Annotated in this window: 20 protein-coding genes; 9 read left to right on the forward strand and 11 right to left on the reverse strand. The window is 40.8% G+C overall.

The features are described 5' to 3' along the window. Positions 1 to 952: 952 nt before the first annotated feature. Both galE and Q5760_RS22990 read right to left on the reverse strand, forming a co-directional pair. Positions 953 to 1915 (reverse strand): UDP-glucose 4-epimerase GalE, encoded by a 963-nt coding sequence (galE, locus tag Q5760_RS22985; RefSeq protein WP_428909875.1) that lies wholly within the window; start codon positions 1913 to 1915, stop codon positions 953 to 955. A gap of 172 nt (positions 1916 to 2087) precedes the next feature. Next, a complete protein-coding gene (locus Q5760_RS22990) occupies positions 2088 to 2252 on the reverse strand; it encodes a hypothetical protein (protein ID WP_428909876.1) in 165 nt (54 codons plus the stop codon). A 423-nt stretch (positions 2253 to 2675) separates the two neighbouring features. Here Q5760_RS22990 and Q5760_RS22995 point away from each other — a divergent pair, with 423 nt between their 5' ends. Beyond that, positions 2676 to 3650, forward strand: coding sequence for a DMT family transporter (locus tag Q5760_RS22995; RefSeq protein ID WP_428909877.1), 975 nt, complete (start codon positions 2676 to 2678; stop codon positions 3648 to 3650). A 119-nt stretch (positions 3651 to 3769) separates the two neighbouring features. Here the strand turns inward: Q5760_RS22995 and Q5760_RS23000 are convergent, their stop codons facing one another. Then, positions 3770 to 4135 (reverse strand): hypothetical protein, encoded by a 366-nt coding sequence (locus tag Q5760_RS23000; RefSeq protein ID WP_428909878.1) that lies wholly within the window; start codon positions 4133 to 4135, stop codon positions 3770 to 3772. A gap of 373 nt (positions 4136 to 4508) precedes the next feature. Between Q5760_RS23000 and Q5760_RS23005 the strand changes: the two genes are divergently transcribed. Continuing rightward, positions 4509 to 4910: a hypothetical protein gene (locus tag Q5760_RS23005; protein WP_428909879.1), complete on the forward strand. Its 402-nt coding sequence runs from the start codon at positions 4509 to 4511 to the stop codon at positions 4908 to 4910. Positions 4911 to 5344: 434 nt separating this feature from the next. Here the strand turns inward: Q5760_RS23005 and Q5760_RS23010 are convergent, their stop codons facing one another. Together Q5760_RS23010 and Q5760_RS23015 are read right to left on the reverse strand one after the other, a co-directional pair. Continuing rightward, positions 5345 to 5581: a hypothetical protein gene (locus tag Q5760_RS23010; RefSeq protein WP_428909880.1), complete on the reverse strand. Its 237-nt coding sequence runs from the start codon at positions 5579 to 5581 to the stop codon at positions 5345 to 5347. 575 nt (positions 5582 to 6156) lie between these two features. Continuing rightward, on the reverse strand, positions 6157 to 6366 hold the full coding sequence (locus Q5760_RS23015; protein ID WP_428909881.1) for a Spo0E family sporulation regulatory protein-aspartic acid phosphatase: 210 nt from the start codon (positions 6364 to 6366) through the stop codon (positions 6157 to 6159). A 445-nt stretch (positions 6367 to 6811) separates the two neighbouring features. Between Q5760_RS23015 and Q5760_RS23020 the strand changes: the two genes are divergently transcribed. Both Q5760_RS23020 and Q5760_RS23025 read left to right on the forward strand, forming a co-directional pair. Beyond that, positions 6812 to 8014, forward strand: coding sequence for a sialidase (locus Q5760_RS23020; RefSeq protein WP_428909882.1), 1203 nt, complete (start codon positions 6812 to 6814; stop codon positions 8012 to 8014). 147 nt (positions 8015 to 8161) lie between these two features. Then, a complete protein-coding gene (locus Q5760_RS23025; protein WP_428909883.1) occupies positions 8162 to 8299 on the forward strand; it encodes a hypothetical protein in 138 nt (45 codons plus the stop codon). Positions 8300 to 8616: 317 nt separating this feature from the next. Here Q5760_RS23025 and nagB read toward each other — a convergent pair whose 3' ends face one another. The 4 genes from nagB to Q5760_RS23045 all read right to left on the reverse strand — a co-directional run bounded on the left by nagB (position 8617) and on the right by Q5760_RS23045 (position 15784). Then, positions 8617 to 9339: a glucosamine-6-phosphate deaminase gene (gene nagB / locus Q5760_RS23030; RefSeq protein WP_428909884.1), complete on the reverse strand. Its 723-nt coding sequence runs from the start codon at positions 9337 to 9339 to the stop codon at positions 8617 to 8619. 203 nt (positions 9340 to 9542) lie between these two features. Beyond that, complete coding sequence (locus Q5760_RS23035) at positions 9543 to 10430, reverse strand: YitT family protein (RefSeq protein ID WP_428909885.1); 888 nt, start codon at positions 10428 to 10430, stop codon at positions 9543 to 9545. 171 nt (positions 10431 to 10601) lie between these two features. Then, positions 10602 to 11840 carry a serpin family protein gene (locus Q5760_RS23040; RefSeq protein ID WP_428909886.1) on the reverse strand — a complete coding sequence of 413 codons (1239 nt, stop codon included), beginning with the start codon at positions 11838 to 11840 and terminating at the stop codon, positions 10602 to 10604. A 347-nt stretch (positions 11841 to 12187) separates the two neighbouring features. Then, on the reverse strand, positions 12188 to 15784 hold the full coding sequence (locus tag Q5760_RS23045) for an SH3 domain-containing protein (RefSeq protein WP_428909887.1): 3597 nt from the start codon (positions 15782 to 15784) through the stop codon (positions 12188 to 12190). A gap of 643 nt (positions 15785 to 16427) precedes the next feature. Between Q5760_RS23045 and Q5760_RS23050 the strand changes: the two genes are divergently transcribed. The 5 genes from Q5760_RS23050 (at position 16428) to Q5760_RS23070 (ending at position 20944) form a co-directional block, all read left to right on the forward strand. After that, complete coding sequence (locus tag Q5760_RS23050) at positions 16428 to 18020, forward strand: spore germination protein (protein WP_428909888.1); 1593 nt, start codon at positions 16428 to 16430, stop codon at positions 18018 to 18020. Positions 18021 to 18034: 14 nt separating this feature from the next. Then, on the forward strand, positions 18035 to 19234 hold the full coding sequence (locus Q5760_RS23055) for a Ger(x)C family spore germination protein (RefSeq protein WP_428909889.1): 1200 nt from the start codon (positions 18035 to 18037) through the stop codon (positions 19232 to 19234). Positions 19235 to 19246: 12 nt separating this feature from the next. Further along, positions 19247 to 19471 carry a hypothetical protein gene (locus Q5760_RS23060; RefSeq protein WP_428909890.1) on the forward strand — a complete coding sequence of 75 codons (225 nt, stop codon included), beginning with the start codon at positions 19247 to 19249 and terminating at the stop codon, positions 19469 to 19471. A gap of 12 nt (positions 19472 to 19483) precedes the next feature. Then, on the forward strand, positions 19484 to 20593 hold the full coding sequence (locus tag Q5760_RS23065; RefSeq protein WP_428909891.1) for a GerAB/ArcD/ProY family transporter: 1110 nt from the start codon (positions 19484 to 19486) through the stop codon (positions 20591 to 20593). Positions 20594 to 20662: 69 nt separating this feature from the next. After that, positions 20663 to 20944, forward strand: a complete 282-nt coding sequence (locus Q5760_RS23070; protein WP_428909892.1) for a hypothetical protein — start codon at positions 20663 to 20665, stop codon at positions 20942 to 20944. Between the two features lie 74 nt (positions 20945 to 21018). Here Q5760_RS23070 and Q5760_RS23075 read toward each other — a convergent pair whose 3' ends face one another. Then, on the reverse strand, positions 21019 to 22188 hold the full coding sequence (locus tag Q5760_RS23075) for a M20 metallopeptidase family protein (protein WP_428909893.1): 1170 nt from the start codon (positions 22186 to 22188) through the stop codon (positions 21019 to 21021). 30 nt (positions 22189 to 22218) lie between these two features. Next, a complete protein-coding gene (locus Q5760_RS23080) occupies positions 22219 to 23880 on the reverse strand; it encodes a glycoside hydrolase family 13 protein (protein WP_428909894.1) in 1662 nt (553 codons plus the stop codon). Between the last annotated feature and the right edge of the window lie 97 nt (positions 23881 to 23977).

The following is a 23977-nucleotide window of genomic DNA, read 5'->3' on the forward strand; positions in this document are numbered from 1 at the left end:
ACGGGGGGACGGTTCTCCCTGTTGCATTTTTGTTAGAATGAGAACAGAAGAGTTAAATAAATGTTTGATTGAATTTGAGGAGAAGCTGACAGCTTGAGGTTGTTGGCTTCTTTTTTTGGGTTGGGTGGGTTTTTAATGGAAGAAGTTGCTTTGGGTCGGGTGGGGAGCATATTAGGGTACCTTCTGGATGGGCGTCATGGAGTTTTGTGGATTATTTGTTGATAAGGTTCTTGAGATGATGATGGATCATGGACTTTTTTAGTGAATTTCCGCTTATAACGTCCTTGAGATGAGCTCTCATGGACTTTTTTGGGGATTTTCTGTTGATAACGTTCTTTAAGACCAGCGCTCTTGGACTTTATTTGGAATTTTCTGTCGATAACGTCCTTGAGATTGGCGCTCTTGGACTTTTTTGGCGATTTTTTGTTGATAACGTCCTTGAGATCAGCTCTCTTGGACCTTTTTGAGGATTTTTTGTTGATAACGTTCTTGAGAATGAAGGGTGCTCTTGGACTTTTTTAGGAATTTTCTGTTGATAACGTCCTTGAGACCGGTGCTCCTGGACCTTTTTTGGGGATTTCTTGTTGATAACGTCCTTGAGACGAGTGATTAAGATCGTTTGCTTAAGGATTTAATCGCAGTTTGATCTTCATTCCCCTTATGAAGACCATTTGCTCCAGGATTTAACCATAGTTTAGTCTTCATTCCCCTAATGAAGACCGTTTGCTTTAGAACTCAACCGTAGTTGGGTCTTCATCCCCTTGATGAAGACCGATTGCTTTAGATTTCAACCGTAGTTTGGCTTCATCCCCATATATCGAAAGAGACCCTTAGTTTTTTAAAAATGGCTCTTTTCGGAAAGGTCAAAAACAAAAGGACGAATTCCGCAAACCAACAAATTGTGGTTTTTAGAATAATCGTCCTATTTTTACAAAAAGAGTCTATCTCCCTGTTATTTCGAATGCCATTTCCAAGCGCTTGAAATGATGTCTTCTAAATTGTATTGTGCTTTCCAGCCTAGTTCTCGATCGATTTTTCCTGATGAAGCGACGAGTTGAGCTGGGTCGCCTTCACGACGGTCTGATAGGATCGCATTGGCTTTTTTGCCCGTTACCTTCTCGCATGTTTCAATGACCTCTTTAACCGAATAGCCTAAACCATTTCCAAGGTTATAGGTTGCCGTTTCTTTTTTACCAGAAAGCAATGCTTCAAGGACTAATATGTGTGCAGATGCTAAGTCTGTCACATGGATATAATCGCGAATGCAGGTGCCATCAGGAGTTGGATAATCACTGCCAAATACCGCAATGCTCTCCCTTTGCCCTAACAAATGCTGTAAGATAATCGGAATGAGATGGGTTTCAGGGTTATGGTCTTCGCCGATTTCCGCTGTTTCATAGGCCCCTGCTGCGTTAAAGTAGCGGAGTACGACATAATGCAATCCATAAGCCTTCGCATAATCCCCAAGGATTTGTTCGACCATTAATTTTGAACGACCGTACGGATTGATCGGATTCGTTGGCGTCTCTTCCGTAATAATGTTCACTTCTGGTATGCCATATGTAGCAGCTGTTGATGAAAAAATAAAATTCTTCACATCATATTTTTTCATCGTTTTTAACAACGTTAACGTAGCAGCTACGTTATTTTCATAATATTTCATCGGGTCTACAACTGATTCCCCAACTAAACTATTCGCGGCAAAATGCATAACTGCCTCTATTTTGTAGGTAGAGAATACCTTTTCTAAATCACTTTCATTCCCTAAATCACCTTGAACAAAAATCGCTTTCTCATCAATCGCCCATCGATGACCTGTCGACAAATTATCGAGAACCACTACTTCCCGATCTTTGACTAATTCCTTCACGAGGTGACTGCCAATATAGCCAGCTCCACCAACTACTAAAATCATACGGACAACTCCTTTTATTCATCTAAGAATTATTATACCGTTTTTTGCTTATGTATCACAGAGTGTCTTTTTTTAGCTGTTTCCAAAAAATGGATGGTGCCTGGCACCTGTAAAAAAATAGAAGCACAAACCAGCGCTATGGTCTGTGCTTCTATTTAAAAAGGTCTTTATGTTAACATCCGTTGCCTTCATATCCAGTAAATACGAATTGTCCATATTCCTTTTTATAGTCAAAGACAAGATCGTTGATGTATTCTTCTAAATATGAATCGATGGCTACTTGAATTCCGTTGATCACTTCTACTTGATCATCTTCTTGAGGCTCGTCCAGAGACACTCCAAAGTTTGGACCACCTCAGCCAAAGCCATTGAAATAAATTCGAATTCCAGCTGCATTTTGTGCATCTAATACTGGAATTAACTCCTCTCGAGCTAAATCTGTAATTTTCATTTTTTGTATTTCCCCCTTTAAAGGTCTATGGTACTAAGGATAAAAAAATGGACCGTAAAGGTAAAGTAATCTGCTTGTTCTTTTGAAGGAAAAATCCTTCATTTTGTAGCCTACTTCAAATTCTTATTTATATACTCTTTAGCTCCTTCAACATCTATTTCGACAAAAGGTCTGTACTTTTCCTGGGAAATTTTGATGGAATTTGCCATTATTCGCGGAAATGAGTAGGCACTTGTTGTTGAATGATGTATATATATCGGTTGAGCCTTTTATTATTCAGACAAGTCTGAAAGTGGTAAAATGGTTTCTATGAGAATCCTGAAGGGTGATGACGAATCCTTGAATGCTAAAATGATCTATCTTTTATTAGTTGGTTTAACGGTTGTTTGGGGCTTTAATGTGTCGTTTGTAAAGATTTTGGTTGGAACCGTTCCTCCCGTTACCATTACAGCATTTCGTATATTTACTGCTGCTATAACAGTTTTTATTGCACTGGGTCTGTTACGTCGTGTTCGTTTACCGAAAAAAAGTGAAATGATCTACATAATAGGAGGAACCTTTACGGGTGTCGTAATCCATCATTATTTTTTATCATCGGGATTAACCGCCACCTCAGCAACAAACGCTGGATTAGTTTTGGGTATGGGGCCTTTGTTAACAGTACTTCTCTCCATCATTTTTTTCAGAAAGCGACCTAGCCTCATTACAGGGTTAGGTTTTATCGTGGGTGGAATTGGGGTAAGCATTACCGTTTTATATGGAAATGGTCAGTTACAAGGTGTTAACATCGGGGACTTCCAAATCTTTTTATGCATTTTATCCCAGGCTTTTAGCTTCATTTTAATAAATAAGGCCACAAAAACGATGGATTCCGTCCTCTTAACCGGATATATGTTATTGTTTGGTTCGATCATGTTGTTTATGATTAGCCTAGTAATAGAGCCACATGGATTAGCCGCTCTTGTGAATGTTACGCCTTCCTATGTGATTGTTTTCTTGATTTCAGCGATTATGGCAACAGGATTGGGACATATGCTCTATAATTATTCGATAAGCCAAGTCGGAGCCGCTGAAGCCTCTATTTTTTTAAATTTAAGTACGTTCTTTTCGGTTGTAGGGGCCGCTCTGTTTCTAACTGAAACCATTCATTTCGCTCACTTTGTTGGGATGATCTTTATTGTTTCAGGAGTGATTATGGGTTCCGGAACACTAGAGGCTTTACTTTTACAAAGAAAGAAAATGCGGCAAACGATTGGTCCGGATGCCGGGCAGCATCATTTGTAGATTTATTTATAGAAGAGATTGGGGATGGTGTGGAAGTCGTGCCATCCCCCAGAAGTTTAAAGAGTATTTTGGAACAGAATATTGAATCAATCTACTGTGTCGGAATTTCACGCCTTTATTTATTTTTGGGTTTCATAGTTTGATTTCCATTCTTCTAATGATGACTTTGACAATTTAAAATCTCCATTCCTTTCTTTTAATTCAACATACTGTGGCATACTGCTAAATAAATCGATATAGAAATCACCACCAAGGTTTTTTCGATTAAAAACAGCCAATATGTCTTCTCTTACATCAATGGTTATTATTTCCTCATCTGTCATTACCTCAAGAAAAAGATGTGTTCCGTCTAAAAGTGTAATACTTGTCCCCGAGTTATCCCCAGCTAAAACACTTTTTAACTGCTTTTGTTCCTTTTTCTTTAGCCCCGTTATTCCTTCTGTTTCGCTCGGTTGATAGTCTAAACGAATTGGTCTACCCTTCAAGGTCCTCACTCCTAACTTATCTCATATCCATAATAATAAAACATTTACGACTTAATGTATAAGATAGAAGTAGGTTATTTACATCATATATATCTATAGACGAAACAATAATGTCCCCATTCAAACAACTCCTTTGTGAGGACAGATATTATTCCTAATCCTGTACAATCACTGATACAAATTGTAATACACGTATAAAAGCTTATGGTGTCTGTCAAAAGAATTACAGTGACTTTTTGCTGAGTTTGTGTGTTTGTAGTAGCAATCCTTCTCACCTTTCACCGATCTATATGCGATGCCGCTTTAACCTAGGCAAGCAGATATGCATAGGATAGGTGAGTGACTACGTTAATTTGTGAGGGAGGAGCTATCTTTGTCTTATTTTCCTAATCCATATGGAGTGAATCCTTATTATCCAGCGTGGGGATCGCCCTATGTACCTGTTGCTAATTATCCATCCTTGGATTATTACATTCCCAGACAATTCCCACCAGTTGATATCGACCAATTAGAAAAATCGATTCAGCGGTTCCAAGAACTTATACAGCAAGCCAGTTTATTAATCAATCGTTTAGCCAATTCAAAAGAGTTTGCCAGAGACCTGATGAGTGCAGCCCAAGAGTCCAACAAGCAACGCGTGAATCAGTTAATCCGTTCAACGGGGGTTTCCATCAAAATTAACACCAGTTTTACACCAACAGGGATTCGGATTGAATTAAGTAACTCAAAGTTTGAAGGGGATTGTTGTCAATTGTTAATCGCGTTGCGGTGGTAGGGGTTTATGAGGTTGTTATAGAAACTCGAGAATACAGTTAGGTACGATTAAGTAGTCCGAATCTGAAGTTGATTCGGACTTGGACTGTTTTTGTTGGTTTTTGTCTGTTTGAGAATATGCTATCGGCTTGGGGGAGCCTTTTTTCTTACTTTTGTCCGTTTGAGCCTTTCTATCGGACAGGGATTCCTTTTTCTTCTGCTCCTGTCCGTTTGAAGCTCCCTTTCGGACTCGACGCCGACCTTTTCTATCTCCTCTGTCCGTTTGAGGCTCCCTTTTGGACTTGACGATCGCTTTTTCTATCTCCTCTGTCCGTTTGAACCTCTCTATTGGACTCCAGAACCACTTTATCTTCTGCTCCTGTCCGTTTGAAACCGCCTATAGGACTCGGCACTCACTTTTTCTCTCCACTCTGTCCATTTAAATCCGCTTGGTTCTTATTTTTCAAAACTTCTTGGGGCGTTTGTTAGAAAGAAGCAGGTTTTCTTGCGCTTAAATGTATTTATTTTTTCATCAATATATTCTTTTTCGAGTAAATTCAGTTGGATTTTGAGGTCGATATATTTGGAGCTATTGGGACCGCTTTGTTCATGAATTTCACTAAGGCGATTGCGTAAAAACATCATTTCCATCAATTTTAAATTTTCACTTTGACTCCGCTCGAACGTTTCCATTCCGAAACACCTCTTCGAAAATCTTTGTATTCTTCACAAATTCCGTTTAGTTAGAGCGTAACATAGCTTGGGTTACGTGAAAATACGAAAATAAATAGTAAAACTATTTACAAAAGTCCCACTTAAGATTGCTATAATAGTTTTCCTTTTTTATACTCTCCATCGCTGAAGATATAATGTTCATCCTGTTTTTTAGGATAGTAATTCAAGAGGAAGTAATAATTTTAAGAAAAATAGGAAGAGCCTGCGTAACCTTTATTTAGATTAGTAAATAATGGTTTTCTAGCTTATTTTCATTTTAAAAAACAATAAAAGCCCACTTGCGCATTTTTCACATGTGCAAGCAGACTTTTTTATAGTAAATTTCTTATCGATGTAGATGTTAAGTTTCATTTTCTGAACAATTCTACCTGGCTCTTGGCTTTTCTCATTTTTTGAAGATACCGAGGCAAAGCATTAGCAAAACTGATGTTTATCCTATTCATCCCTTTACAGACATAAGACAGTAGGTGCCGGACTCCACGGTTTGGCATAGCACCTCATGATAGCATAGAATATGAGTCAGTATTTCAAATTTATTTAACAGTTGCTTTTAGTGTAGGGTATACGGACTTTTGGTACATGATGATTTGTTTATCAAGCTCTTGGCTGCAGTATATGGCATCATAGCTATTTAGTCCGGTTGATTCGACAATTTGAATGAGTTCTTTTTTTAATTGGTTGATATTTTCTTCTAATTTTTCAAAATCTACTTTCATGTTCCATGCTCCTTTAATTTTTATCATTGTCTGATCGGTAGTGTTGAAAAACTTTTTCTTTTGTGTCAAATCTAAGTTGGAACATTTCACAACAATTACTAATTTTAAAGGAAATTTCTAACGATTTAAGCGACAAATATCACATTGAGAGAAAATTTTTTCTATAATAAGCAAAAAGTTTTTTATCATTAGCTGATTGTCGTCTTTGTAAGACCTATAACCCGCTTTTCTATCTACCTTTTCTACTACTTAGATACCAATTTTTGGTAGAATACGGGTATTTATTAACTTTAATCTATTTTAATATAGAAACAAAAAACATATTGTTGTTTCTTGTCGAAGATAAAAAATATTATTTTTAATATTTAAAAGTATAAATTTACCTTCCAAATTAAGGATGGTGCCTGGCACCCACGTCACCCTCTTAGGCTCTGTAGCATATATTGTTATGTAGTATAGAGGAGGTAGGTCTATGTATAGATATCCATATCCATATCAGCCGCCGTCTTACGGGCAGGTTTATGATTCTCGTCAACTGTATTATATGCGTCAGGCGGTAACCGTTCAGGAAATGATGCGAATTCTTCGGACTCAACATAATGATTTATTTACTCAATTGCAACAAGCTAATTTGAATCGGGCAATGGCTGATTATATTTTTTCGTTATTGGTAGGTTATACCCTAAATCAGGCTCAATCAAACCAAAATGCCGATCAACTCTATGAAGGTTTTCAGCGACAAACACCATGGATTCAACGGTTGTTAAGATCGATGAATGTGAATCAGAACGTGGCGGATCGTGTTTTTACAAGAGTGATTAGGCTAACGTTAAATCAGATTGGGCAAGGTGGTCAGCAGCCGGTGGAAGGCTGGAGTGATTGGGAAAACTTAGGCGGAACGTTGACTTCTGCTCCAGCGGTTGCTTCGTGGCAGCGGAATCGACTTGATGTGTTTGTTAGAGGTAGTGATAATGCCATTTACCATAAATACTGGAATGGGCGCCAATGGAGTGATTGGCAAAATCTAGGAGGCATCGCCACTTCGGCACCTGCTGCTGTGTCATGGGGACCAAATCGAATTGATCTTTTTGTAAAAGGAACGGACAATGCCCTTTACCATAAATATTGGAATGGTAGTGTATGGAGCAACTGGGAAAACCTTGGGGGCGTGTTATCCTCTGCTCCAGCGGTCGCTTCGTGGCAGCCTAATCGATTGGATGTGTTTGGAAGAGGAACCGACAATGCACTTTATCATAAGTATTGGGATGGATCACAATGGTCCGAGTGGGAGAACCTTGGTGGGACATTAACTTCTGGTCCAGCGGCTGTGTCCTCGGGACCGAACCGAATTGATGTTTTTGCAAAAGGGCGAAATGAAGAGTTGGTCCATAAATGGTGGGACGGATCCCGTTGGTCGAACTGGCAAAACCTTGGCGGTACTATCACTTCTGAACCAGCTGTCGCTTCGACACGAGTGAATCGTTTACAAGTTTTTGCTCGCGGAAACAATCGCAATCTTTATACCATCACTTGGAATGGATCACGCTGGTCCAATTGGCAAAATCTTGGCGGTACCATCACCTCCGCCCCAGCAGCCGTCTCCTGGGGAGGCAACCGAATCTACGTCTTTGCCAGAGGACAGAATCAGAATCTCATTCATATGTATAGGGGTTAGCAAAAAAATGGAAGGTGCCAGGCACCTTCCATTTTTTAGGTGTTGGCTTATGCTACGGTTCTCTTTATTGGCTATTTTTTATCATAATCCAAATAATTATGACTTTTCGATGCATCCTATTAGAGAAAAAGAGGGGGTGTGAGGTCGATGAAAAAGCAGCAATCTAATAAGGCTTCAGCGAAGAACAGACAGGGTTCTGGTTCTGCTTATCACCAAGAGCATGCTAGCCATGTGCCGGATTATGGTGGTAATACAATGGATCCGAATGCTAAAGGAAAACAATAAAACGATTGGATTTTTTGAGAGCGGGGCAAAGACTTGTCCCGCTTTTTTTCATGCATAAAATCAGGACTCATTGGCAATCCTTTTAACAGTTTAAAAGAGAAACGGATAAGGGGAGCGGATTTACATATGGAGGAAAAAGGTAACTTCTTTAATGGATTACTATGGGGAACAGCCTTGAGCATCCCGCTATGGATGGCTGTTATTGGACGGATTAAAATAGGGATACAGTTGATAAGGTAGACTTACAAATAATAACAGGTGCCAGGCACCATCCAAAAAATGGAAGGTGCCTGGCACCTCCCATTTTTTACTATTTTCTATTCACCTACTGCATCTTTATCGGCGATAACGGTTACGTTTGGATGGTTTTTTAGGATTGATGCTGGGAAGTTTTCGTTGACTTCACCATTAAGTAGCTGAGCTAAAGCTTCTCGTTTTGTCTCTCCTGAAACCATTAAGATAATTTCTTTGCTACGCATGATGGTTGCGATTCCCATTGAGATGGCATGAGTCGGAACCTCGTCAATGCTGTTAAAAAATCTTGCATTCGCTTCACGCGTAGAATCCATTAATTCAACAACTTGTGTTTCGGATTGGAATGACGTTCCTGGTTCATTAAAACCAATATGCCCATTTGGTCCAATTCCTAGGATTTGTAAATCAACCCCACCTCGTTCTTTCAATAGGTTCTCGTAATCTTGACAATGCTGTTGATGATCTTCCGTATTCCCTAGTGGAACATGGGTGTTTTCCTTTGAAATATCAACATGATTGAAAAGATGCTCATCCATAAAATAACGGTAGCTATTCGGATCATCCCCAGAAAGTCCTACATATTCATCTAAATTAAATGAAGACACTTCTTTATAGGAAGTCCCTCCGTTTTGATGGTCTTTTACAAGTTCTTTATATAAGCCAACCGGTGTTCCTCCTGTTGCAAGTCCTAACACCGTCTTGGGTTCCCTACGTACTTTTTCAATTACCATTTCTGCAGCTGTTTTACTAAGTTGGTCATAACTTTCTACTTTAATAATCTTCAATCGTTTCTCTCCTTTTCGTTTGTAAATTTGACTTAACTACTATATGTATATGCTCATGCAGTCACAATATAATTATACATAAAGTCCCCTAAAATAAAAAAGGAAAAAATGACAAATATAAGGCACATTCTAATTCTATAAATAATAACAGGTCAGATGGCTTCCAGGAAATGGAAGGTGCCTGACACCTGTCAAATTTTGGTTTAATGAATATCTCTTTTTTTGAAGCGACCGCCGCGTACTTCGGCGACGTCTGTTGATATGATAAAGGCATTTTCATCGATATCTCGAATGATGTCTTTCATCTTTGTTTCTTCCAGCCTTGTGAATACGGCCATAATGACACGCTTGTCCTCCCCACTGTACGCGCCTTCCGCATGTAGAAATGTCACTCCACGTCCCAACCGGTCATTGATGGCGTCCGCAAGCGCATCTGAATGATCACTGATGATGTACATCGCCTTCATATCTTCCATCCCTTTCACCACAATATCAATCGTTCTAAAGGCAATGTAATATGTTAGCATAGAAAATAAGGCATTTTCCAACCCATAAACAAAGGCAGCACACGCAAAAATGATGACATTGATGAACATGATCACTTCTCCGACTGAAAAAGGTAATTTCTTTTCAATCAGAATCGCTAGTGTTTCCGTACCGTCCAACACCCCACCATTCCTCATGGTTAAGCCAACACCAATTCCAAGGGTCAATCCCCCAAATACAACCGCCAATAAGTGGTCGTCCACAACTGGCTCCACAGAATGCATCAAAGAAGTGGCAACGGATAATGCGATAATTCCATATAACATACTGATCGCAAAGGTTTTTCCAATTTGCTTATATCCTAGGAAAAAGAAAGGAAGGTTTAAGAGGACAAGAAATACACTCAAATTAATCGGGGTGATATGGCTAAGAATCATCGATAGACCGGTTACCCCGCCATCAATCATCTGGTTTGGAATTAAAATCGCTTCTAACCCATACCCCGTTATAATCGCACCAATCGTAATAAACAGGGCCCTTTTTACAATACTGCCTATAGGTAATCCTATATGCTTCGTTTTTGGCTTTCCATCAGCCTCTTTCATACACATCTCTCCTCTTTTAATAAAATAAAATGAATCATCCGAAATTCCCCTCAAAAACTCATGAAAATAATTATACATAAATTTCCTTATTTCTACAAAAATTAACAGGTGCCAGGCACCTGTAAGGAATTGGAAAATGCCTAGCATTTGCTAGGCATTGATTATTGCATCTCACTCGTATGATGGGTTCGCAATGGCTCCCATGAATAGGATGGTGTTGGATGTATTCTCAGTGATGGCGATGAAAAAGGGTCGGTTGACTTCCATGTAGAAAGGACCGTTCATGTCGAAGGATTCGGTTACGACATCGACGGATGTTGCCGCCGCTGCTTCTGTGCCTTTTTCATTCACGTCAATATAGGTTTTCTGTTTAACCTGACTAATCCAAAGTGGATCCGGTTCTTGAATCATTTTGCCAAAGTTGGCTCCTTTTGAAAAGGCTGTGGTCATGCCGAGTTTTTGCAGGGTTTCTTTTAAAGAAGCTTCATACTCTAGTTTAAATTTAGGCAGCAGCAGCGTTCCTTCTTTTGCCTTGAATTCACCACTCCACTTCTGCCAATTTTGGGCTGTTAGGATTCTAGTAAACTCTTCTAAACTTTCTTTTGGTAAGAAAATGTTCATGCTCATTTCCTGATTTTCTCCATATGGAAGGGAAACGGCTTGAAAATCTTCGTTTTCCATATAAGCAATTTTTTCGTTGAGAGTCATAAGTGGGGTGTCTCTTGTTGTTCCATCACCTAGATAAAAAGGTCGATCCTCTGTTAGCGACTCATCAAATTCGTACTTCCAATCCCCTTTAAAATAAATCGCATTGATTAACATCGTTACTAAATCGGGATCGAGCGGCGAATCGACTAAGTCATTAATTTTTCCATTTGTCTTCTCTTTCACCCAGTTATTGATTCTCTTTGGGGACTCGGGGTCAGAAATATCTATTTCTTCCATTTCAGCATTATAGTAGTCTTGATTATTTGTGGCAAAATCAGGTTGAAAATGGTATCTTTCGTTTAACCAAATTGAGTTTGCGACATTCAGCTGAATTTGACCAGATTGATTATGCAATAGGTTCATCAGGGATGCGTTGGCCGCATTCAATTCACTTGACTCCATTCCTTCAACATGCAACACCTTTTCAATCTCTTCCTTGGTGGTTCCGTCTGCGCCGTTATAAACCATGGATAAGGCCATAAAAAGACTCGTTGGGGAGATAAAAATATTCCCAGCTTTATTCGGTTTTGCTTCTGCAAACCAGGTAATCCCTAGTGCATTGTTGGCCTCAGCAATTTTCTCATAATCTTTTTTTCCGTATTCTACATCTTCTGAAATGGCTGTGTTTCCTTGATTCTCGTCCTTCCCACAGCCTACCAAAAATAAACAGATTGCTACAAACAGAATGATAACCTTCCTCATCACAAACCCTCCTTTTCTATAGTATACCTGGTTTCTCAGGAAAAAGTTTGTAAGGATTTTAGAATCTAATCAAACGTTTGTTGGACCTCTTTTGAGGGGGTTTTTTTTTCGAAAAAAATAATTATTTCAATTATGTTGTGGTTTGGTTCAATTACCATCATTTTTGGTTCAATCCCTATTTTTTTAGCTGCGTTTAAGTCATTGAGTTATAATTCCCCTATTTTGGGATCCAAATATCGTCAATTACGATTCTACTCTCTTTTTTGGGTGAAAGAATCACTTGTTTAGGTTCCATTCTCTAGCTACATGGAAAAAAAACCAAGGTCTCTCGACCTTGGTTTTTCCCACTAAAACTTCCTATAAAAAGGAATATCCAATGTAATTTTATAGGAATCTAGCAAACTATATAGATTATGAATCTGCTTGACTTGTTTGCTTGCCCAGCCAATGTCGGTTGCGTATTGGTGGGTCGCTACGCCTTTGTTTGCAGCGGCTTCTGGATTCCATCTCATTTTGTAGACAGTGTCCTGCCCTTTGCTGATATAGCTGGATGCGATGAATTTAGCTCCGCCAATGATCGCTTCTACTGGCGTGAACCAGCCTTGTTCATAAGCAAACTTCGCTCCACTTTCAACTGCACTTCCATCATAGGCTCCGATTCCAAACATGTTATAAACTGTTTTGCCGTAGATCTCGACACCAGTGGCCAGCTTCGATTTTCCGTTGCCCGTTTCGAGCAATGCATGGGAAATGAGATACATGTCATTGACTCCATACTTTTCACTTGCCGCAATAAAAGTAGCCGCATGCCCCTGGAGAATCCCTTTTCCAGATAAAATTCGTTCATTGACCTCAAATTGATCGACGCCGGTTGCCTCTGATAGTTTTAAAAATTGGAAGGATGCCACTGGATCATTTAGAAAGTTTTCTGGATCTAATTGATAGGCTACATCTTCAGGGCTTGCAGTGACCCATGAGCGATTATAGTCGATCTGATACCAGTTATACCCATCGCTCCCTTTGACAACGTTTCGAATATTAACTTTTTCACCGTTCTTAACTTTTCCAACAGACCAAAACTCCGTGCCCGCTCCCCCTCTGACTCTCCAGTTTGATCCTTGAACAACGCCACTTGTCGGATTCAGAACGTTGTTCACTTTTAATGCATCTTCACGGATGTACGTTGTATATTTCTGGTCCGTTTGCGGGTTTGCTTGCATTTGAATATTGGTTAGTTCCTCTAACGTAATATCATAATCGGTGTAAACCACATTGATATTTCCACTCGGTATATCGTTTGCCTTGCTTATTAAATATTGCGTGCTTACATATCCTGTTTTTGCATTCGCGGTGACTTTAGACCAACCGTTTTCTTCGGTTAGGACTGTCACGGCTGTTCCAGGGGAAAGCTTTGTAATGACCGATGTACTCGTGGAAGGACCTGAGCGCATATTTAGTACTGAATTCGGCGATACATTCACATATTTTAAATTAGTCTTTCCTGTTTCACCGTCAGGCTTGTTTTCGTCTGGATCTAGATCTGAATCTTCGTTGGTTGAATCATCAGGATCGGTTTCAGAACCTGGTTCCGAATCATTCGGAGCCGTTGGATCCTCTTCTGAATCGGATGGATCTGTTTCCGGATTAGGGTTTTCGATTCCAATATCAGGGTTTTCTGGTTCTTTTGGTTCCTCTGTTTCTTGACCCGTTCCTGGTTTAACAGAAGATAAATATTCTGTGCTGACATACCCTTCTTGACCATAGGCTTTAATTTTCGCCCAGCCATCTTCTTCAGAAAGAACCGTAACCTCAATTCCAGGCGCTAGTTTCACGATAACCGACCCACTTGTGCTTGGTCTGTTACGCATATTCAGATGAGAGCCTGGCTGTACATCTACATATTTCAGCGTTGTTTCTGGATTCGGATTGCTTGGAGCCGGTTCTGGCTGAGGGTTGGTTTCAGTCAGATATTCGCTGCTGACATAGCCCTCTTTCCCGTCCACCTTAATCTTGGACCAGCCGTTGCTTGTTGAATAAACGGTGACCGCCATTCCATTTTCCAATCTACCCAGAATATTGGAGGATGTGGAAGCTGCTGACCGCAAATTCAGCCGTGAATCTACGTTGACATACATGGTCGTCGTTTTCTCCTCAGGTTTGGTTGGTGTCGGATTGTTTGTTTCAACAATTTGGGTTTTTGCTAGATAATCCGCACTCACATAACCTTCTTTTCCATTTACTTGGATTTTTGCCCAACCGTTTGAGATAGAGTACACTTCTACTGCTTCACCTGCTCGGAGTTTGGTGACCACCGACGCACTCGTTGATGCACTTGTGCGCATATTTAAATACGAGTTTTCACTGACCTTTACATATTGAGTTTCTGTTTTTGGGGCTGTTGGTGTTGGCACAGGAGTATTACTTTTACCCGCTTTTAAATACTCCGCGCTCACATAGCCTTCTTTTCCATCTACTTTAATTTTTGCCCAACCGTTTACAACCGAATAAACCTCTACCGCTGTATCGGCTTGAAGCTTGGCCACTACTGAAGCACCTGTTGATGCACTTGAGCGCATATTTAAATACGAACTCGGACTTACGTCTACATATTTGGTTTCTGACGTTGGCGCAGTTGGTGCCGGTGTCCGTACTGGAGTATTACTTTTACCCGCTTTTAAATACTCCGCGCTCACATAGCCTTCTTTTCCATCTACTTTAATTTTTGCCCAACCGTTTACAACCGTATAAACCTCTACTGCTGTATCAGCTTGAAGCTTGGCCACTACTGAAGCACCTGTTGATGCGCTTGAACGCATATTTAAATACGAACTCGGACTTACGTCTACATATTTGGTTTCTGTCGCTTGCGCAGTTGGTGCTGGTGCTGGGGTATTGCTTTTACCCTCTTTTAAAAATTCCGCGCTCACGTAGCCTTCTTTTCCGTTGGCTTTAATTTTCGCCCAACCATTTGCAACCGTATAAACCTCTACCACTGTATCGGCTTGAAGTTTAGCTACAACAGAAGCACTCGTTGATGCACTTGAACGCATGTTTAAATACGAATTTGGGCTTACATCTACATATTTTGTCGAAGTTGCCGTTGCTGTAGGTGCAGATGCTGTGCTAGACTCCGCTTTTGAACCCGCAAGATATTTTGAACTGACGTATCCTTGTTTTCCGTCCGCTTCTATTTTGGACCAGCCATGTTCGTCTGAAAGGACCTTTACCTCGGTTCCACTCTTCAGTTTGGTCACCACTTTTGAAGTGGTGGATGGATTACTTCTCATGTTTAAGTATGAATCTTTGCTAACGTCAACAAATTTTGTTAGCGCATATGTATTGATTGTTGATGTTGTTGCCTGTGCCGTTTCTTTTTTAGTCGTACTTTCTATTTTTGTATTAGAAAGATATCCTGTACTGACATAGCCTTCTTTTCCGTCTGCTTTGATCTTCGCCCAGCCATTTTTTTCAGAAAAAACCGTTACCTCGGTCCCGCTCGAGAGTCTGCTTATGACAGATGATGTAGTTGAGGCACTTGTGCGCATGTTTAAATAAGAACCTGCACTGACTTTTACAAATTTAGTTGTGGTCGCCGTTTGTGCAGCTGTGGATTCAACTAGTTCTTTCGATTCATTTATTTCGCTCGATTTCGTTGTTAGGTATTTAGTACTAACGTATCCTACCTGTCCGTTCACAACAATTTCAGCCCAGCCGTTGCTTACCGATTGAACATTGACCTCTGTTCCATTTTTTAGATTTGTAATGATAGACGCACTTGTTGATGCACTCTCTCTCATGTTAAGAGAGCCAGAGTTTACCTTTACATACTGAATCGTATTTGAAACGACCGAAGTGCCATCCTGCTCTGCTGCTTCGATGGCTTTTTCAAAAGCTGGAGTCGATAAAACGGCAAAGGCTATACCAGGCAAAATTACTTTCTTCATTTGAACCTCCCTCTAGATGTCCTAGTTACTTTATACCAATCTAGTTATTTAGAACAATTCTACCATATTTTGCAGATAATGTTGTTTACAGAATTGTTAAACTTTCAACACAATACGATTTTTATTGAAAAATAGAGAGGAATTTGGAAAATGATGGGTGACCTTGACTGAGATGGGGTGAGTTGGGTGAATTTCAGGAGGTGTTCTCGGGGGAGATACTACCAAAAATCCATTAGAAGGTGAAAGAATGATAGTATTTTCCAGTTATACTACCAAAAATTCATTAGAAGTTAAATAAATGGTTATATTATCCCGTTATGCTACCAAAAATCCACTGAAAAGCCGAAATATGGTGGTATTCCATTCTCGAGTTATACTACCAATTCTGACGCGTTTAGCTCTTAATCACGGCAAAACCTTCCATACCTCAAAATTCTGCCATATGTAAACTTCTCTGCATACCAAGAACCCAGCAATCCTCAAAACTCCACCATAATAACTCGCACCCCCCCTCAACAGCAAACAACCCACCCTCTCAAATAACACACATCCTACAAATCCCCCCACCCTCTACATAAAATCCAAAAATCTGGAAAGCTTAAGAGGTAATCCACATACATAATTACTGGTTAAAGGCGAGGTGATGAGGGTGAAACCACGGATGCCAAATCCTTTAAAAAAACAGAAACAACCACAACATCCTACCAACGATGAGAACGGGGCGATTCCCCTGAGTCTGTCTTCGGATTTAGAGGAGAACCTGGTCTATATCAAAGAAACCCTTGGAAATAGCTCGGATCTTGTGTTGCGGGAATTTCACATTGGCATCAAGCAAGAACATCATCTTGCGGTCATCTACACAGATGGATTGGTGGACTCGACTTTTATTCAAGACTTTATTTTAGAAGCCTTGATGATTGATAGTAAAGAAATCCATGCAGAGAATGCTCCAATCATTAGAACGTTGAAAGCTAGGATCCTTCCGATGGCCGATTTAAAGGAAGTGACCAACTACCAGGATATTTTTTCTCATATCATGTCTGGGAATACCGTTTTGATCCTCGACGGGTTTCAAATCGGATTTGCTCTCGGTTCAAAAGGCGGCGCTCAACGTAGCGTTCAAGAACCCACTTCTCAAACCGTGGTTCGCGGACCGAAAGATGGATTCACGGAGGGGCTTCGAACCAATACCGCTTTAATTCGACGTAGAATTAAAGATACAAGTCTTCGAGTTGATTCCATGAAAATTGGTCGAAGAACACAAACCGATCTGGCGATTATGTATATCGATGGAGTTGTCAACAACGAAACCGTTACAGAAGTAAAAGAACGGCTAGAACGAATCGATATTGATGGAATTTTGGAGAGTGGGCAGATTGAGGAACTCATTCAGGATGCGCGGTTTTCTCCTTTTCCTACGATCATGCATACGGAACGACCCGATGTGGTTGCAGGAGCGCTCCTTGAAGGTCGAGTTGCGATTGTGATTGATGGGACTCCGTTTGTACTTTTAGCACCGTCGCTATTTATTCATTTTTTCCAAGCAAGTGAGGATTACTATCAAAAATCTGATATCTCAACCTTTCTCCGAATTCTTCGTTATTTGGCCTTTTTCCTAGCCCTGCTTACTCCGTCAGCCTTTATTGCTGTGACGACCTTTCATCAAGAAATGCTACCCAGTCAGCTGTTGATCAGCTTGGCTGCTCAACGAGAAGGGGTTCCGCTTCCTGCAATTGTGGAGGCAATCATGATGGAAATTACCTTTGAAATCCTACGAGAAGCGGGGATTCGGATGCCGCGAGCTGTTGGTCCTGCGATTTCGATCGTAGGTGCATTAGTCATTGGTCAAGCAGCGGTTGAGGCGGGGATTGTATCTGCGTCCATGGTGATTGTGGTGGCATTAACGGCGATTAGTAGCTTTGTTTCGCCGGCTTTTAATATTTCCATTACGGCTAGACTTTTACGATTTCCTTTGATGTTTTTGGCAGCGTCCTTTGGTTTATTTGGAATTTTACTAGGATTGATTGTGATGGTGCTTCATCTCAGCAGCCTCAGATCGTTCGGGGTTCCATACCTTGCTCCAAATTCACCGTTTATTTTAGAAGACCAAAAGGATAACTTTGTGCGGTTGCCGCGTTGGCTTTTACGGACAAGACCACATTTGATCAATAAAAACAATATGACTCGTTCGGCAACACCACCGCCGAAACCACCGGAACCAGAACCTGAATCATAAGGGAGGGGTACCCTGTGAAACGAAACGTTCAAAAAATTTTACTTTCGCTCTTCTCTCTTTGTTTACTGACCGGCTGTTGGAGCAAAAGAGAGTTAAATGAGCTGGCCATTTGTGTGGGACTTGGGATTGATAAGGCTGAAGATGGGTATCATGTGACCGTTCAAATTGTGAACCCTGGTGAACTGACTGGGAGAAATCGATCGGGGCGCTCTGAAGTCATTACAAGTCGAATCAAGGGCGAAACCATCTTTGAAGCCTTAAGGAAACTGTCCACTGTTTCCCCAAGAAAAATCTATATGTCCCACCTTCATCAAGTCGTATTTGGTGAGGAGTTGGCGCGTGAAGGAATTAATCACGCACTCGAATTTCTTGCTCGAGATCATGAAGTACGACCAGACTTTTTTATCGCGATTGCGAAAGGAACCACGGCCTATAATGTGTTAAAAGTTCAATCAGCCCTTGAAAATATACCCGTTAATAAGATGTATAACGCTCTTGATAACTCGGAGCGGTCATGGTCGGTCACGAAAACGGTGAAGTTGGATGAAGTCATTAATAGCAAAATCAGCAAAGGAAAACAAGGCGTGCTAACGGCGATCCATCTTGAGGGAGATCCCGAACAAGGCAGTGACTTTTCGGTTGTTCAACAATCAACACCTGAAACCTATTTCCATATTGGTGAACTTGGTGTTTTAAAAGGCGAGAAACTCATCGGCTGGCTGACCGATGATGAAAGTAAAGGGTTTAATTATATCACAAATAATGTCTACAATACGCTTGTCACCACTCCTTGCCAAGACGGGAAAATCTCGATTGAAACGATTCGTTCCGAAACCGATATTAAGTCCAAAATGAAAAAAGGCAAACCGCACTTTGACATTACTTTGACAACGGAGGGAAATATCGGTGAAGTGTTATGTGATGTTGATTTACAAAACCCTGAAACCATTAAGAAAATTGAACAACGATATGAAGCTGAAATTAAAGACAAGATCACCAAAGCGATTGATCGTATTAAAAATGATTTACATAGTGATATTTTTGGTTTGGGAGAAGTTCTTCATATCAGTGATCCGAAGGCATGGCATGAACTGGAATCCGATTGGGACGAACATTTACAGGACATCAACGTAACTGTCCATGTGAACGCAGAACTACGTCGTTTAGGGAACATCATAAACTCTTACCAAAATGATCATGGGGGAGTGGAATAATTTATGTGGGGCATGATTGGAATTTTGGTGATTGGCGTTGCGGTTATACTTTTTGAGGTCCCTCCTCTTTTGAAAAATAAAGAACGGAGGGAATTGACCATTTTCTCGCTATTTTTACTAACAGGGATTACGTTTAATATTTTATTAAGTTTTAATGTCGAGCTGCCCAATCCAAGCGATTGGCTGTTAAAGCTCTTTAGTCCGATGGATGATTTTATTGAAAGGATTTTTTCTTAAGGGGGCGATATCATGCTTGAAAAAGGTAGAATTAGTGTAAGCGACTTTCGAGTGCTGGTGATCATTTTTTCAATCGGCAGCTCGGTTATTTTAGCCCCCTCCTTACTAGCGGGTTTTGCGAAACAAGATGGCTGGATATCCTTTTTACTTGCTATTTTGATCAGCCTCAGTTTTATTTTTCTCTATAATCGCTTAGCTTCTTATTTTCCGGAAATGACCTTTGTTCAGTATAGCCAAGTAATTCTCGGCAAACCGATAGGAAAATTCGTTTCCGTTTTATTTTTGCTGTATCTTTTTCAAATTTGTATTTCGTTACTGAGGGAAATTGGAGAATTTATCACAACCAATGTTCTGGTTGAAACCCCGATTCAAATCATTATGACGATGTTTATTCTTACAAGTCTAGTCGGAGTCAGATTGGGACTTGAAGTCATTGGGCGGACCGCCACGATTTTTATGCCTTGGATAACAGGACTGTTGGCGATGTTATTGTTGCTGCTGATTCCTGAATATAGCCTCATGAATTTGCAGCCCTTTTTCGAGGGAGGGATGAAACCGATTCTAAAGGGGACCTATCACAGCCTCGCCATCCCTTTCTTGGAGTTATCCTTTTTTCTGATGATCTTTCCGTTTGTGAAAAATCATGAAAAGGCGAGATCAGCCTTTTACCAAGGAACGATCATTGGCGGCATTGCTGTATTCCTAATGGTCTTCTGCACCATTTTATCGCTCGGACCTGAAACCACCCTTCGTCAAGCCTACGCTCCCTATCTTTTAGGAAAAAAAGTGAGTGTCTTAGATTTTTTCCAACGGTTTGAAATTCTTGTAGCGATTATTTGGTTTTTGACGATTTATTTTAAATTAACGGTTTCCTATTATGCACTCAGCCTTGGTTTGGCCCAGCTTTTTAACTTAAACAGTTACAAAATCCTGCTCTTTCCATTAGCACTGCTCATTATCGGGAGTGCCATCCACCTTTTTCCAAATATCGTTATGTTCCAACGGCTCATGCTTGTGACGTCAGTACCGATCTCGCTGTTGATTAGCCTGTTCTTGCCGTTATTGTTGCTGGTTGTTGGGAGGCTTCGAAAAGCTAGGTTGCACGAAATAAGAAATAGCTAATCTATGTTAAAATACGAAGGATGATGGTTGAATAAGTTGTATGAATGGGCAATAAATTGGAGGTAAACGATGAAAAAGGACAATTGTGACCTGGTACACCCAAACGGAGTTAAAGAAAAGAAACTAGAAGTGATTGATGGATATACAATCAAGTACCATGCTAACGGAAAAACCATGTGGTCCAAAGGAAAAATGATTGAAGATCAACCAGACGGATATTGGGAATGGTATCGTTCAGACGGAACCATAAAACGTTCCGGATATTTTGAAATGGGAGAACCTATTGGTGAATGGGTCACCTATGATAGCAAGGGGCAAAAATATAAAACCACTAATCGTGATAAAAAATAAAATGATCGTAGATTCTTTAAAAGCTCGGAGTTACTATGGACTCTGAGCTTTTTATTTGAACTTGAACCGTTCCTTTAAAATAAATAATGAGCCACAATTTTCACAAAGGCTTTTTCAAGATTCAGTAGTGCGCGTTCATCGATATCAAATTTCGGGTGGTGGTGTGGATAGGATGTTTCCTCACTTGACTGAGCACCCACTCTGAAATAGGTCCCTGGTTTTTCTAGTAAAAAGTAAGAAAAGTCCTCAGCACCCATTGTCGGTACCATGTCAATCATATTTTCCTCTGAAAACTCCTGGGTCAACAAACTTCGAACGACCTCGGTTTCTTCAGGATGGTTATACAAGGCTGGATAGCCATTCAAATAATCGATATAGTAGCTGGCACCGTAAGCTGATGTAATCCCTTCTACAATTCTACGAATCTGCATCTCTGTTGCCAGACGAACGTCTCCATCAAAGGTGCGAACGGTTCCCTCCAGCGTCGCTTTATCAGCAATCACATTGAAGGCGCTTCCCGCTTGAAAAACCCCAATCGTAACAACGGCTGATTGAAGAGGGTCCGTGCCACGACTGACAATTTTTTGTAATCCGCTGACCACCTCACTGCCAATCACAATCGAATCTACCGAGTCTTGCGGGCGCGCCCCATGTCCGCCTTTTCCTCTAATCTCGATTTTAAATTTATCAACCGCCGCCATTTGATAGCCTTCACCGACCGCTATTTTTCCAAGCGGAATTTGCGAGCCCAAATGAGCACCGAACACATAGTCAACGCCCTCCAAGATTCCTTCCTCGATCATAAACTTTGCCCCGCCTGGTGGGGTTTCTTCCGCTGGTTGAAAAATAAAGAGGATACTGCCATTCATATGCTCGCAGAACTGACTGAGCGCCTGTGCTGTACCAAGTAGAGCAGCACTATGCCCGTCATGACCGCACGCATGCATCACACCAGGAGTTTGCGATTTATAGGGAACATCCTTTTCATCATGAATCGGTAGCCCGTCAAAGTCAGCTCTTAGTGCAAGGGTCTTTCCAGGCTTGTCCCCGCGCAAAATCCCAACCAACCCGTTGCCGCCGATATTCGTTTTGACTTCGATTCCAAAACTCGTCAACTTTTCTTTAATATACAGAGCGGTTTTTGTTTCTTGAAAAGACAACTCGGGATGCTGGTGCATATGCCGACGCCAATTCACAACATCTGAAAAATTCATCTCTAGTTTTTCTTTGATTTCATTTAACATCTTATTCCTCCCCCTCGAAAGGGCGGCTCACTAACCGCCCTTTCTATAAACCCTTGCTTCATAAGGTCGAAGTTTCAATTTTTTGATATCTTTAATGGTAACAGGATAATTGCTTAAGCACAATTGGGCACCTCTGAATTTCCTCGGGAGCACATACTCCGTTTCTTTTGCAAAAAGATTCGCCACAATCACAAAGGTCTCCTCACCCCATGTTCTTGTATAGGCATAGACATCATTGTGATTTTTTAAGATTAGATCGTAACGTCCATATAGGAGTGCCTCATTTTCTTTACGTAGTAGGATCATTTTTTTATAAAAATGAAGGATGGAATCGGGATTCTTCATGGCAGCTTCCACATTGATATTGTCATAGTTTGGATTCACCTTTAACCACGGGGTGCCAGTAGTAAAGCCGGCATTCTCAGTGTTGCTCCATTGCATTGGGGTCCTTGCATTATCACGTCCATTTTTCCAAATCACCTTCATGATTTCTTCATGGATCTTTCCCTCAGCCCGCTCCGTTTTATACAAATTATGGATCGCCACATCTTTATAGTCATCGATAGATTGAAACCGTACATTGGTCATCCCGATTTCCTGTCCCTGATAAATAAATGGAGTTCCCCTCATAAAAAAATATAGAGTAGCCAAGCATTTCGCCGACTGCTCACGGAATTCGCCATCATTTCCCCACGTGGAAACAGAGCGTGGTTGGTCATGGTTTTCGAGGAATAACGCATTCCAGCCCACACCTTCAAGACCCTTTTGCCATTTCGTTAACGTCTTCTTTAAGGAATGAATGTCCAGTCCACCGGTGATGCTTTTTCCCCAAAGATCCAAATGCTCAAATTGGAAAATCATATCGAAATAACCATTTTCTTCACCCACCCATTCACCCGCTTGTTCAACGCCCACGCCATTGGCTTCGCCGACGGTCATGATATCGTAGTTGGCGAACGTTTTCTCCTTCAACTCCTTGAGAAAAGTGTTGATTCCGTTAATATTTCGATGTCCATCCATAGACGGAACATATCGTTTTTGTTGTGGATTTGGCAGGTCTGGAAGCCCCGGGAGCTTTTTTATATGAGAAATTGCATCCACACGAAACCCATCGATCCCTTTATCAAGCCACCAATTGACCATGTCATATAAATCATGCCGAACCTGTGGATTTTCCCAATTCAGGTCAGGCTGTTTTGTGGAAAAAAGATGCATGTAGTATTCATTCGTTTTCTCGTCAAATTCCCAGACGGTACCACTAAAAATCGATTCCCAGTTGTTTGGCTCTTTTCCATTTTTGCTAGGACGCCAAATGTAATAATCGCGATAAGGGTTTTCCTTTGAAGAACGCGATTCGATAAACCATGGATGTTCGTCAGAGGTATGGTTCAAAACGAGGTCCATGATGAGTTTCATGTCACGACGGTGAACCTCCTCTAAAAGCTGATCGAAGTCCGACATTGTGCCGAACTCTTTCATGATCCCTTTGTAGTCCCGAATATCGTAACCATTATCGTCATTCGGCGAGTCAAAAATCGGTGACATCCAGATGACATCGATGCCAAGATCCTGTATATAATCTAACTGGGTAATCACGCCTTGGATGTCCCCAATTCCATCACCATTGCAATCCATAAAACTCCTTGGGTACACCTGATACACAACCGCCTCTTTCCACCATGTTTTCCGCACAACCATCCCCCTCCCATGAACCATACATTATCATATTCATGGGAGAGTAAATTTAGAAAGGGTGTCAGGCACCTTCCATAAACTGGAAGGTCCTGAC

It is taken from the genome of Niallia sp. Kr1, assembly GCF_050389805.1.
GTDB lineage: Bacteria > Bacillota > Bacilli > Bacillales > Cytobacillaceae > Bacillus_BD.

Excerpts from the sequence above, each read along its gene's own strand:
- galE (WP_428909875.1), bottom strand. The coding sequence starts at position 1,915 with ATGATTTTAGTAGTTGGTGGAGCTGGCTATATTGGCAGTCACCTCGTG.
- Q5760_RS23035 (WP_428909885.1), bottom strand. The coding sequence starts at position 10,430 with ATGAAAGAGGCTGATGGAAAGCCAAAAACGAAGCATATAGGATTACCT.
- Q5760_RS23040 (WP_428909886.1), bottom strand. The coding sequence starts at position 11,840 with ATGAGGAAGGTTATCATTCTGTTTGTAGCAATCTGTTTATTTTTGGTA.
- Q5760_RS23050 (WP_428909888.1), top strand. The coding sequence starts at position 16,428 with ATGAGGGTGAAACCACGGATGCCAAATCCTTTAAAAAAACAGAAACAA.
- Q5760_RS23060 (WP_428909890.1), top strand. The coding sequence starts at position 19,247 with ATGATTGGAATTTTGGTGATTGGCGTTGCGGTTATACTTTTTGAGGTC.
- Q5760_RS23020 (WP_428909882.1), top strand. The coding sequence starts at position 6,812 with ATGTATAGATATCCATATCCATATCAGCCGCCGTCTTACGGGCAGGTT.
- Q5760_RS22995 (WP_428909877.1), top strand. The coding sequence starts at position 2,676 with ATGAGAATCCTGAAGGGTGATGACGAATCCTTGAATGCTAAAATGATC.
- Q5760_RS23025 (WP_428909883.1), top strand. The coding sequence starts at position 8,162 with ATGAAAAAGCAGCAATCTAATAAGGCTTCAGCGAAGAACAGACAGGGT.
- Q5760_RS23075 (WP_428909893.1), bottom strand. The coding sequence starts at position 22,188 with ATGTTAAATGAAATCAAAGAAAAACTAGAGATGAATTTTTCAGATGTT.
- Q5760_RS23065 (WP_428909891.1), top strand. The coding sequence starts at position 19,484 with ATGCTTGAAAAAGGTAGAATTAGTGTAAGCGACTTTCGAGTGCTGGTG.
- Q5760_RS23010 (WP_428909880.1), bottom strand. The coding sequence starts at position 5,581 with ATGGAAACGTTCGAGCGGAGTCAAAGTGAAAATTTAAAATTGATGGAA.
- Q5760_RS23070 (WP_428909892.1), top strand. The coding sequence starts at position 20,663 with ATGAAAAAGGACAATTGTGACCTGGTACACCCAAACGGAGTTAAAGAA.
- Q5760_RS23015 (WP_428909881.1), bottom strand. The coding sequence starts at position 6,366 with ATGATAAAAATTAAAGGAGCATGGAACATGAAAGTAGATTTTGAAAAA.
- Q5760_RS23045 (WP_428909887.1), bottom strand. The coding sequence starts at position 15,784 with ATGAAGAAAGTAATTTTGCCTGGTATAGCCTTTGCCGTTTTATCGACT.